Origin of the sequence: Catellatospora chokoriensis, from assembly GCF_011297315.1 — a bacterium.
GTDB lineage: Bacteria > Actinomycetota > Actinomycetes > Mycobacteriales > Micromonosporaceae > Catellatospora > Catellatospora citrea.
The window spans coordinates 124,847-136,983 of the sequence record NZ_JAAOTI010000026.1 but is presented as its reverse complement, the minus strand read 5'-3'; the positions used below and the strand labels follow the sequence as shown (position 1 = coordinate 136,983).

Annotated in this window: 9 protein-coding genes; 3 read left to right on the top strand and 6 right to left on the bottom strand. The window is 70.1% G+C overall.

Features of this window, described 5'->3' with window-relative positions:
* The 4 genes from HAV39_RS31965 to HAV39_RS31950 all read right to left on the bottom strand — a co-directional run.
* Positions 1–633: endo-1,4-beta-xylanase (locus HAV39_RS31965; protein WP_244958907.1), on the bottom strand; the 633-nt coding region annotated here is incomplete at its 3' end.
* A 446-nt stretch (positions 634–1,079) separates the two neighbouring features.
* The gene (locus tag HAV39_RS31960; protein WP_191842900.1) at positions 1,080–1,865 is read right to left on the bottom strand and encodes a glycosyltransferase family 8 protein; all 786 of its coding nucleotides are present in this window, start codon (positions 1,863–1,865) and stop codon (positions 1,080–1,082) included.
* A 55-nt stretch (positions 1,866–1,920) separates the two neighbouring features.
* Complete coding sequence (locus HAV39_RS31955) at positions 1,921–2,946, bottom strand: glycosyltransferase family 2 protein (protein WP_191842899.1); 1,026 nt, start codon at positions 2,944–2,946, stop codon at positions 1,921–1,923.
* Positions 2,937–3,794, bottom strand: coding sequence for a glycosyltransferase family 8 protein (locus tag HAV39_RS31950; RefSeq protein ID WP_191842898.1), 858 nt, complete (start codon positions 3,792–3,794; stop codon positions 2,937–2,939). The genes HAV39_RS31955 and HAV39_RS31950 overlap by 10 nt, the downstream gene beginning before the upstream one ends.
* Before the next feature lie 301 nt (positions 3,795–4,095).
* On the opposite strand from HAV39_RS31950, the gene HAV39_RS31945 reads away from it, so the two are divergent.
* Positions 4,096–6,777, top strand: coding sequence for a COG1470 family protein (locus tag HAV39_RS31945; RefSeq protein ID WP_191842897.1), 2,682 nt, complete (start codon positions 4,096–4,098; stop codon positions 6,775–6,777).
* 55 nt (positions 6,778–6,832) lie between these two features.
* Here the strand turns inward: HAV39_RS31945 and HAV39_RS31940 are convergent, their stop codons facing one another.
* Both HAV39_RS31940 and HAV39_RS31935 read right to left on the bottom strand, forming a co-directional pair.
* A complete protein-coding gene (locus HAV39_RS31940; protein ID WP_191842896.1) occupies positions 6,833–7,693 on the bottom strand; it encodes an alpha/beta fold hydrolase in 861 nt (286 codons plus the stop codon).
* Between the two features lie 11 nt (positions 7,694–7,704).
* On the bottom strand, positions 7,705–8,538 hold the full coding sequence (locus tag HAV39_RS31935) for an alpha/beta fold hydrolase (RefSeq protein ID WP_191842895.1): 834 nt from the start codon (positions 8,536–8,538) through the stop codon (positions 7,705–7,707).
* Positions 8,539–8,750: 212 nt separating this feature from the next.
* Here HAV39_RS31935 and HAV39_RS31930 point away from each other — a divergent pair, with 212 nt between their 5' ends.
* Both HAV39_RS31930 and HAV39_RS31925 read left to right on the top strand, forming a co-directional pair.
* The gene (locus HAV39_RS31930) at positions 8,751–11,624 is read left to right on the top strand and encodes an AfsR/SARP family transcriptional regulator (RefSeq protein ID WP_191842894.1); all 2,874 of its coding nucleotides are present in this window, start codon (positions 8,751–8,753) and stop codon (positions 11,622–11,624) included.
* A 91-nt stretch (positions 11,625–11,715) separates the two neighbouring features.
* Positions 11,716–12,135, top strand: coding sequence for a response regulator transcription factor (locus tag HAV39_RS31925; RefSeq protein ID WP_239120630.1), 420 nt, complete (start codon positions 11,716–11,718; stop codon positions 12,133–12,135).
* Positions 12,136–12,137: the final 2 nt, after the last annotated feature.

Sequence of the window (12,137 nt, the reverse complement as noted above, 5' to 3'; positions counted from 1 at the left end):
GGTCTGCAGGCCGACGCAGTCGATGGGCACGCCGCGGGACTTGAAGTCCTGGATCATGCGGTACACACCCTGGGTCTTGCCGTAGCTCCAGTTCTCGATGTTGTAGTCGTTGTAGCAGAGCTTGACCCCGGGGTCGGCCGCGCGGGCGGTGCGGAAAGCGACCTCGATCCAGTCGTTGCCGGTGCCCTGCAGGTTCGACGAGCGGCGGCTGCCGTCCTCGTTGAAGGCCTCGTTGACCACGTCCCAGGCGGCGAGCTTGCCCTTGTAGTGGCCCATGACGCCGTTGATGTGGTCGATCATCGCCTGGCGCAGGTTGCTGCCGGACAGGCTCTGCATCCAGCCCGGCTGCTGGGCGTGCCACGCCAGGGTGTGCCCGCGGACCTTGAGACCGCGCTGGGTCGCCCAGTCGTAGATCTGGTCACCCGCACTGAAGTTGAACTGACCCCGGTTCGGCTGAGTCGCGTCGGGCTTCATCTCGTTCTCGGCCGTGATCATGTTGAACTCACGGGCCGAAATCGTGGTGTACGTCGAGTCGCCGAGCCGGCCGCGCGCGAGCGCCGTGCCGAAGTACCGGCCCGACTGCGCGGCTGCCGCACCCAGCGTGCTCTCCGCCGCTTGCGCCGACGGCATCATCACCGTGGCCGCGGCCACTGCGGCGACGGTGACGCCGCCTGCGAGCAGCACTCTGACGATGGGCGATCTCGTCCACCGGGTTCCGCCACGATGGACGGAAGGACTTGTGGCCACCTTGGCCTCCTCTTTCTGGAGAGCGCCCGAGCCGTCTTGGCGAAACGACCGGACGTCTGATCGAGAGATTTAACAATGCGGATGCTGCCACCCAGACCTTGTTTCAGGCAATGACTTTCAGAAAACTTCCGGAAATAAATCTTGTGCCGGAGCGGCTGATTGATGCAGGTAAACCGGACTCAAACGACGGTTGCGGTGTTCGCCGATACGACAGTCACCCGGCGCGGCATGCGCGGAATTTTCGCGACTCCGTGACACCGCGCCTCATAACAGTTTTCGCGAGCGCCGTTGGCGGACCTTCGGCTGCATCCGACGCGCCGTCCTCGACGGGATCAGCAGCGGGCCAGCCGGCGGGCGTGGCGCAGGTAGCGGCGGTAGAAGTCGACGGCCGGCGTGGACGGGCAGGTGGCCAGCCACGGCTTCTCGGCGCCGACGAAGTGCAGCACCACCGGCGACGACGGCACCGTGGTCGCGGCGAGGACCGGGTGGATCCAGTCGCCGAGTTCGGCGAACCGGTCGACCTCGAAGGTGTTGAACTCCGGCGCCAGCGGCTGGACCGAGTCGTGGCGCAGGCCCCAGAGGTTGAGCGCGTCCTGATCGTTGTAGTGGATGTGGCGCCCGTCGTCGCGCATGATCCGGGCCACGTCGGTGTGCAGCCGGCCCAGCACCCCGGGGTGGCACCACATCGCGCCGGCGTTGAAGTACGGGCGGCCCCGGAACGCGGGCCAGCGGTCGGCCACCCCGGGCAGCGCCGGCCCGCTACCCACGGTGTGGTTGAACAGGTCGCGCACCAACCCGATGCGGCCAGGGGCAAGCGGGCCGAGGGGGCTGGTGAGGTCGCCCAGCACCAGCACGTCGCTGTCCAGATACACCAGGTGGGGGCGGTCGACGAAGCCGGCGTCGAAGTGGAACCGGAGGTAGGTGGCCGTCGAGATGTACGAGTCGTCGACGACCCGCCAGCCCGGCCTGACCCACCGCAGGTCGAATGACCGGAAGCCGAGGAAGCGCACGGTCGCCGCCATCATGGCCGCGTCGGCGCGGGACAGGCCGGGGGTGAGCACCCTGATGGCCGTCGACGCCCGGTCGGGGGTCGCGTCGGCCAGCGAGATCAGGGTCACCAACGAAGGTAGGAGGTACGCCGTATCGATGCACAATCCGACGGCGAACACGGGCTCAGACCCGCGATGCTGCCCGGCGCGGCCGGAACTCGCGGTCGTCGGTGTAGACGAAGGTGCACACGGCCGACGCCGGCCGCCCCTGGCGCAGCGCCTCCCAGGTGATGCCCGCGTCGAAGGCCAGATCGACCAGTGCGCCACCCCACCGGCGTACCGGCTGGGGGCCGGTGCGCAGCAACGCGACCAGCACCGGCACCGCCCCGGCGAGCAGGGCCCACGGCGGGAGGCCGACGCGGACACCCACCACCGCGAACACCATGCTCATCAGGCTGATCGCGACCGGGTTGGCCCGCCAGGTCCGGCGATGGCGGTGCCGCGAGGACAGGAACACATCGGCCCGGCCGTAGGTGAACTGCTTGGCCAGCACCTGGCTCCACCGGCCCACCGCGTCCCGCTGGTGCAGTACGGCGGCCCGGGCGCAGGTCAGCCAGCGGTATCCATGATCGCAGGCGCGCACGCCGAGGTCGACGTCCTCGCCGCCCACCACCGTGAACACCCCCTCGTCGAATCCGCCCAACCGGGTGAACACGTCCCGGCGTACACACAGATTGCTGGTCGTCGCCCAGCCGACCTGGGTGTAGCGGGTGGCCACGTCCGCCGCGTTCTGGTAGAGCCGGCTGAAATCCAGGACCTGCCACAGCGGCGTCCGTTCACCTGACCAGATGGTGGCCCCGGCGACCCCGGCCACGTCGGCCGGCGCACCGGCCAGCGCGTCGAGATGGCCGGCGATCAGCTCGGGCGTGGCCATACAGTCTGAGTCGACGAACAGTAGTAGGTCGTGGCTGGCGGCCTGGACGGCGAGGTTGCGCTTGGCGCCCACCGCCCGCGGGCCGCGCAGGTGACGCACGCCCAGCTGGCTGCACCGCCGCCGCAGCTCCTGGAACTCCGGCTCGGGCGAGTCGTCCACCACGATGATCTCCACCGGGACGTCGACGGCGCGGGCGGCGATCAGCAGCGAGGCCAGCAGTTCACTGACGTGGCGGAGACGTCCCCGGTGGGTGGGCACGCACACGGTCACTGCCACGGCATCCCCGCTGTCGGGTCCTTGGCCCGACTGACCAGGCTCGCCGCCTGACGCAGGTAACTCCGGTAGAGGCGCACCCCGTCGGTGCCCGGGCAGGTCGGCTGCCACGGCTTGTCCGGGCCGACGAAGTGCAGCACCACCGGGGTGCCCGCGCGGGCCCGGCTCTGGGCACCGTCCTCGAACCGGTCCAGCTCGAAGCGGTTGTACGCCGGCGGGGCGGGCACGACGGCCCCCTCGTGCAGGGCCCACAGGTTCAACGCGTCCTGGTCGTTGAAGTGAATGTGCTGCCCGGCGGCGGCCATGATCCGGGTGACCGACCGATTCAGGCGACTCAGCAAGCCGGTCGGGCACCACATCACTCCGGCGTTGAAGTAGGGCAGCCCCCGAAACTCGGGCCACCGGTCCACCACCCCGGGCAGTGCCCCGCCCCGCCCCACCGTTGCCACGAGTTCGTCCTGGACCAGGGCCACCCGGGTCGGCCTCAGGCTGCCCAACGGCGCCGCCACGTCGCCAAGCACCAACAGGTCGGCGTCGAGATAGATCAGATGGTCGTCGCCGACGAAGTCAGCGGTGAATGCGAAGCGCAGGTAGGTGGTGGCCGAGATGTGGTCGCAGCTCACCACCTGCCACCGGTCGGTGGGATGCCAGGCGATGTCGAACGACCCGAACCCCAGCCGCGCCACCACCGTGGCCATCGTCTCGGCCCGGCCCCGGCTCAAGTCGGCCGTCAACACGCGCACACCCACGGACTTGAGGTCACCGGCGGGGTGGCTGTCGGCCAGCGACGTCAACGTGGTCAGGGCCGGCACGAAGTACGCCTCGTCAATGCAGACGCCCACCGTATACATGTCGCATCCCGTCACGTAGAGGCGAACCGTAACACGATCCATCCACGCTTGTCACTGAGCTCGGTCTTGCCCGACCCGACGCGGCCCGAAAGGCGACCCGGTTTCACGTGTCCACATTGTCCGTCGTGACCTCGACAATCTGTGACGCAACGGCAGCGGAATCGATATCCTGCTGCCAGGTGTGACCTCGACAGATCCCCATCCCGCGCCCTGAACCTGCACGTTCGTGCTGCCCAGGTGACGCGAGCTTGGTGAACCCACCCCACCACACGCCGTCACCCGTTGTGCTGGAGGATTCGTCTTGACCGACAACCCGGCCCCGTCCAGGGGCCCCAAGCCGCGCCGCAGCGGCCTACGCGGCCGCGTGCTGGCCGCCGTGTCCGCCGCCGCCGTCATGCTCACCGGGCTCGTCCCGGCGAGCCCGGCCCAGGCCGCCCCCGATCCGTACCCGTTCCCCCTGCCGAACTTCAGCCACCCGGACAGCCCGCACTCGCCGCTGTTCCACGACCGCGGCGACACGCTCATCCCGCTGCTGGTGGTCTACGCGACGTTCAACGACCTGACCACGAACGTCACCGAGAACGACATCCGCGACCGCTACTTCCCGATCTTCCAGTTCGGCACGGTCGCCGACTACTTCATCTCGCACGACCTGGGCATCCTCGTCCCCGCCGTCGAGTCGTTCGGCACCGCGGACAACGGCGTCGTCGTCGTCGACCTCGGTGCGTCCGGCCCCGGCATCGCGCAGGACGCCACCCAGCGCCGCCGCCGCATGATGGACCTCGCCGACCCGTTCGTCGACTTCGCCCGTTACGACACCGACAAGGACGGGTCGGTCGAGGACACCGAACTCGCCGTGGCCACGATCTTCACCTCGGGGCCGGCCAACGAGAACTGCGGGCAGACCCTGGGGGTCGCCGCCGGTGCCAAGCTCGACGGCAAGACCATCGCGTTCCGCACCGCCGACAGCGCCACCGGCACCAACGAGATCACGATCGCGCACGAGCTCATGCACCAGCTCTACGACCTGTACGACCACTACGGCTACGGCGTGGGCAGCTGGGACATCGCGGGGCCGACGTGTGACGGGCCGGACCTGTGGTTCGAGCCGAACCTGTTCACGAAGCTGCACCTGGGCGGCCAGAAGCCCGCCGTCATCACCAGGGACGGATATCACACCCCCTCCGACCTGTCCATCGCCACCACCTACCTGATCTACGACTACGAACGCGGCACCGACGACTACTTCCTCGTCGAGACCCGCAACCCCCGGCCGGGCACCTACGACGAGGACGTGCCCGACAGCGGCGTGGTCATCTTCCGCGTCGACGAGCGCAACGTACGCAGCCCGCAGGAAACCGTCCGCGGCGTCGAGCTGATGCGCCCCGACGGCACCCGCTCACCGGGCTGCATCGACGAGGACGTCGACGGCCGCAACGACGAGGACCCGGCGGACAGCATGGACAACGACGGGGACGGCCGCACCGACGAGGACGTGCCCGAGAACCCCGTCACCTGCGACGGCGGCAACGACACCGACGCGTGGGATCCGACCGACAACCGCACCCCGCAGCGGACGATGGACCGGCCGTGGGCCGACGGCACCCCGGCCAAGGTCGCGGTGCGGGCCATCGGCCGCCCGTTCTTCGCCGACACCGCCAACAACGTCTACTACAACCAGGTCTACTTCGACGTACGCGGCCCCGGCATCCTCGTCGACCCCGCCGACGCGCAGGGCAACGCCCCGCGCCCGAGGCTCGTGCTGGGCAGCACCACCGACCTGACCTACACCGTCCGCAACACCGGCGAGACGACCGACACGTTCGACTTCACCGAGCTGGTGTCCTCCACCTGGACGGCGACCACGCAGCGGCTGACCCTGGCCGCCCAGCAGCAGACGACCGTCACCATCCGGGTCACCGTGCCCACCGACGAGCGCGTCGGGCCGCACAGCCTGTTCGCCCGGGGCCGCAGCACCACCGACAGCGACGTCCGCACCGACTACCAGTTCCTGGCCGACGTCGTACGGCGGCCGCTGACGCTGCACTACACCGGAGCCACGGCCGTGGACTACTCGGACGCGGCGGCCCTGTCGGCCGTCGTGCGCGACGGCATCACCAACGACCCGGTGGTGGGCAAGCAGGTCACCTTCACCGTCGCCGGGCAGGAGCTGACTGCCACCAGCGGCGCCGACGGTGTCGCCACCGTCAGCTGGCCCGCCGACCGGGCGCCGGGCTCCTACCCGGTGCAGGTGCGCGCGCCCGAGAGCGGCCCGCACGAGGCGGCCTCGACCGGCGCGACACTGACCGTCGAACCCGAGAGCGTCACCGTCGCGGTGGCCGGCAGCCTCATCCAGCCCGCCGGGACCGGGCAGCTGACCCTCCAGGCGACGCAGGAGGCCGACGGCCGGCCCGGCGATCTCACCAGGCTCGCCGCGCGGGTCACCCTGACCCCGACGCTGACGGGCACGACCAGGACGTACGACACGACGTTCGACGCGACCGGCCGCGCCGCCGTGACCCTCGGCGCCCCGGCCGACCTGTGGCGCGCCCACATCGAGGTCCGCGGCGACTACTTCACCGGCCCGGCCGCCGACGCCGAACTCGTGCTGTTCGACCCCGACGGCAGCGTGCAGGGCACCGGCCGCGGCGACGACCAGAACGGCGACCGCGTACGGCTCACCTCGTCACTGAGCTACCAGGGCAACTCGCCGCGGGGCTCGCTGCGCTTCGACGAGGGTCCGCGCACGTTCACGGCCGGCACGGTGCGGTGGCTGGTCGTCGTCGGCGACCGGGCCGTGTTCGAGGTCACCGGGCAGTTCGGCGGCGTGGCCGCCGTGCTGCGCGGCACCGCCGCCGACGCGGGCAACCCCGGCCGGGACGGTGACGCCTTCTCGGTGCGCATCACGGCTACCGCGGGCGGCTCGCTGCTGTACGAGTCGGGCCAGGTCGAGCTCGACAACGGCAACCTGAACGTCGGGTAGCCCGCAAGGCTGAGGGGCGCCCTCATCCTGAGGGCGCCCCTGTCGCCGTCACCGATCAGGCCGTCGCGCGGGCGGCGGTCTCGATCAGTTTGGTGACCGCGTCCGGCGCCGTGACGAGGGACAGGTGGCCGGCGTCGACCTTCACCACGTGTGCTTTCGCGTGCGTGGCCATCGACAGCTGCGTCGCCGGGGTGATGAGCTTGTCCTGGGTGCCGATGAGGGCCCAGGACGGGATCGACGCCCACGCCGGTGCGCCGGAGTGCTCGCCCAGCGCGACCAGCGAGGTCGGGCTCTGCGATGCGGCGAGCACCGCGATCTGCGACTTCGACAGGCCGCCACCCAGCGCCGCTGCGAACACGTCCGGCAGCAGGTAGGTGTCGTAGACCCCGGCCGGGGCACCCGGGTACGGGAGGAGTTTGAACACCGACGCGGGGTTGGTCCCGGCGGGCGCGAGCACGGAATCGGCGCTGGTGAGCTCGGCCACGCTCTGGTTGGCGTCGGGGATGTAGGCGTCCACATAGACCAGCGCCTTGACGTTGGCATTGCCGGTGGCCGCGTTGGTGATGACCGCGCCGCCGTAGGAATGTCCGACAAGGACGACCGGGCCGGTGATCCCGCCGAGGAACGAGCGCAGGTAGTCGGCGTCGCTGGACAGACCGCGCAGCGGGTTCGGCGCGACGACCACCGGGTAACCGTCGTGCTGCAGCCGGCTCACCTCGCCCGACCAGCTGGACGCGTCGGCCCACGCTCCGTGCACGAGCACGACGGTCGGTTTGGCCGGCGCGGGACGCGAATGGTGGGCATCCACGACGTGGCTCGTCGAGGCCTGCGCGGTGCCGATGCCGACACCGCTCAGGGTGAGGGCGCCGATGGCCACGCCTACGTAGATGAGGCCGCGGCGGAAGGACAGTTTCATGGTGTTTCCTCTCACTGCTGGAAGAAGTCGAGCAGGGCGGCGTTGACCTGATCGGCGTGGGTCCAGGCGACGGCGTGCGGCCCGCCCTCGATGACGAGCAACCTCGTGTCCCCGAGGAAGGCGGGCAGGCGCTGCCCGGTCACCGCCAGGGGAAGGATTCGGTCCTGGTCGCCCTGGATCACGAGCACCGGGACGTCGATCTTGGACAGGTCGGCCCGGAAGTCGGTGAGCCAGGTGGGGATGCAGGCCACCGCGGCGACGGGGGATCCGGCGACGGCCACCTTCAGACTGGCCTGGAAGGCCTCGTCGCTGACCAGCGTCCCGCCGTAGACGTCGAGGTTGTAGAACTTCTCCAGGAACTGCTGGAGCCACACCTCCCGGTCGGCCCGGGCGGCCTGGAGGAACCCGTCGAACAACGACTGCGGCGCGCCCTCGGGGTTGTCATCGGTGCGCAGCAGGAACGGCGGGATGGGCGACAGCAGTACGGCCTTCGCGACCCGGCCTGGGCCGTAGCGACCCAGGTACCGCGTGACGTCGCCGCTCCCCATCGAGTGACCGACGAGGATGGCGTCGCGTACGTCCAGTTCGGTGAGCAACAGGTTCAGATCGCCGGCGAACGTGTCGTAGTCGTATCCGGTCGTGGGCCGGCTTGAATCGCCCCAGCCCCGCCGGTCGTACGTGATGACGCGGTAACCTGCGGCGAGCAGTGCGGGGACCTGCCTCTGCCAGGCCCGCCCGCTGAGCGGGTAGCCGTGGCTGAGCACCACCGGCGTCCCGGTGCCGTGGTCCTCGTAGTAGATTTCGATCCTGTCGGTGCCTTCTGTACCAACGGTGAGATGGGGCATGCGCGCGCTCCTTGGGCTTGCGTTCCAGGCTGGCAACCCTGCCGAAGGTACGGATGTGGCGCAGTCTCGCGAATCACCCGAATCACGTAGTCCTGGTGTTCGTCGACCAGCTCGACGGACAACGCGACATGGGGATGCGAGGCCCGGGGCGGGCCGCCGCAGTTTGGGCGGAAAAGCGAAGTCGGTCCCCCTCTCACACTAGGATTTCATTCGTGCAGACGCCCGACCGCAGGCCCCCGGACGGGCCGTGGTCCCACTGCGAGTTCAAGGTCTTCGGCGGTCTTGGCGGCCGGCGGGACGGCACGGCGGTCGATCTCGGCCCGGTGCGACAGCGGATCATCCTGGCCAAGCTCCTCGCCGCCGGGGGTGACGCGGTCAGCCTCGACGCCATCATCGACGGCGTGTGGGACGGAGAACCGCCGGCCAGCGCCGCCAACCAGGTCCACCGGCACATCGGGCACCTCCGGCGGATATTCGAACCGGACCTGGACATCCGCGAAACCGGTCGGTACCTCCTACCGGCCGGTACGGGCTACCGGCTGGTCCTCGGGACCGAGGACTCCGATCTGGCCATGTACCGCGAGTTGGTCCGCAGGGCCCGCGCGGCACTCGCCGGCGGGGATGTCGTGGCCGGCGTACGGGCGTACCTGACGGCTCTGGAACTCGGCCGCAGCCCCGCGTTCACCGATCTTCCGGCCAGTGCGCTGAGTTCGCCGGATCTCGTCGCCGTCGAACGGGAGCGCGTCGCGGTGGCGCTCGCGGCCGGCGAAGCCGCGATCGCCCACGGCATGGCCGCCGCCGCGTTGACCCCGCTGCTGAGCGTGGCCGCCGCGGCGCCGTTGGACGAGGCGCTGCAGGCGTGCCTGATCCGCGCGTACGTGGCGACCGGTCACCGGGCGGAGGGGGTGCGGGTCTTCGAGCAGACCCGTCAACGCCTCGTCGAGGAACTGGGCGTGGACCCGGGACCGGAACTGCGGGAGTCGTACCGGGAGCTGCTCGCCGGCGGCTGGACCCAGCAGGACGAGCCGCGCCCGCCCGAGGACCCCCGCCCCGCGCAGCTGCCGCCGCCGGTCGCGGGCTTCGTCCGGCGCAGCGACCTGGCCGTCGCACTCGACGACCAACTGTCCGACGCGTTCGGCAACGCGACGATCGTGATCACTGCGCTCGGCGGCATGGGCGGCATCGGAAAGACCGCCCTCGCCGTGCACTGGGCCCACCAGATCGCCGACAGGTTTCCCGACGGCCAGTTGTACCTGAACCTGAGAGGCCTGGATCCGGACGGGCGCATCATGTCACCCGGGGACGCGCTGGCCACACTGCTCGCGTCACTGGGCGAGCCGGCGGTCTCCTCACCGCTGGAGAGCGTCGAGGCGCAGGCGGCCCGTTACCGCAGTCGCCTCTCCGGTCGTCGCGTCCTGATCCTGCTGGACAACGCGCGCGACTCCGATCAGGTCCGCCCGCTGCTGCCCGCCGCCCAGGGCTGTCTGGTCATCGTCACGAGTCGCAACCGGATGATGAGCCTGGTCACCCGCGAAGGGGCCCGTTACCTGCAGGTCGATCGGCTGACCCGGGCCGAGTCCCGGCAACTTCTGATCAACCGGCTGGGTGCCCGTCGCGCCACGGCGGACCCGGACGCGCTGGACGAGGTGATCACGGTCTGTGCCGGGCTGCCGCTCGCACTCGCGATCGTCGCGGCCCGCGTGGCGCTCAATCCCGCGCTGCCGTTGAGTGCGGTCGTCAGCGAGGTCTCGGCGCCGTCCGCCAGACTCGACGCGTTGTCCAGCGTCGATGCGTCCGACGATGTCCGGTCGGTGTTCTCGTGGTCGTACCGTGCCCTCCAACCATCACCGGCACACATGTTTCGCGCCCTGGCCGCCCACCCGGGTCCGATGATCTCGCTGGAGGCGGGGGCCAGCATCGCCGGAACCGGTCGTCGCAGGTCACGCGAACTACTCGCTGAGCTGGTGACCTCGAATCTGCTCACCGAGTCGCAGCCCGGGCGGTACGTTCTGCATGATCTGTTGCGGGCCTACGCGGGTGAGCTTCTCGACGAGGCAAAGGAACGGCCGGAGTGTGAGCAGCGGCTCATCCAGCATTACCTGCACTCTGCCCGCAGCGCGTACGCCAGGCACCGCCGGCCGCCGGTCGGCGTCGTCGGTGAACCGCCGGAGGATGTGACGCCGGAATCGTTCGACAGCGTGCCACAGGCAGCCTCGTGGTACGCCCGGGAGCGGGCCGCCCTGTGGGCGACGATCGAGCTGGCCCTCGCACATGGCCTGCGACGCGACGCGGCGGCCATGATCCTCGCCGCCTCCGCGCCCGGCAGCGACTCCATACCGGCCGGCCGGGCGCAGACCATACTCGCGGTCCTCGACACGGTCGGCGTGCTCGGTGAGCCGCTGATGGAGGCCGAACTCCTGCGCACCGCCGGCGAGGTCTTCGCCCCGCTGCCGCAGGCCGACGAATATCTGCACCGAGCCCTGTCGATCTTCGAAGGCGCCGGAGAACTCGCCGGCCAAGCCGACGTCCTGCGCAACCTCGCCATGCTCTCCTTGCCACGCGGAGACTACGAGGCCGCCAACACCTACGGTGAACGCTCCGTGAGTCTCGCCCGGCAGACGGGGCGTCAGGAGCTGCTCGCCGTTTCGCTGCTGACACTCACGCGCGCGCGCCTGGGCTCCGATCGAGTCGAGGCCGGCACACGGGCCGGAGACGAAGGGCTGGCCATCGTGGTGGCCGAGCACCTCGATCACCTGAAGATCTACTACGCGCAGCTCGTCGCGGAGGCTTCCTGGAAGCTCGGCCGGTACGAGCGAGCGGTCGAGGTGGCCGACTGGGGACTGACGGAGGGCGTCTGCGAGTCGAACGGCCCCCGGTGTGCCGTCGCGGCGATCCTCGCCCGGGCCGCGTTCGATCTAGGCGACCGGGTCCGCGCGGAACGGGGGTGCCTGCAGTTCGAGAACCTGATCGCCGACAACGGCTTCCGGGAACTCATCGAGTTCGCCGGCATCGAGGTGGCCGAGGGATACCGCGACATGGTGGCCTATGTGCGGGCCCGGCTGAGCCTGATGGGCGGTGCGTCGTGAGCGGGTAGGCCATGCACTCAAGGTGCACTGGTCGTGCATTGCGGTGCGGTCGGATGGTCGTCGAGACCCCGAGCCTCACCCGAGGAGCACCATGCACCGCGCCGCAGCCGAGCCCGCCCGAGTCCCTGCCCGCGCGGTGCTGACGCCACGACAAGAACAGATCGCCCTGCTGGTGGCGGCCGGATCCACCAACGTCGAGGTCGCGACGCGTCTGGCCATCAGCGCCCATACCGTCAAACACCACCTACGCGGCGTTTTCGACAGGCTGGGCGTCGCGTCCCGCCGCGAGCTGCGCACGACGCTGGCCTACTGCCACGACGCGACCAGCCGTCTCGCCCACAGCTGCCGCCTGACCAGCCAGGAGCGCGACATCGCGCGCCGGGTCTCCCGCGGCGCGTCCAACCGTGAGGTGGCGGCACAACTGTTCATCAGCCCGAGCACGGTGGACTATCACCTACGCAAGATCTTTCGCAAGCTCGACATCACCTCCCGCCGGGAACTGGCGGGATAAGG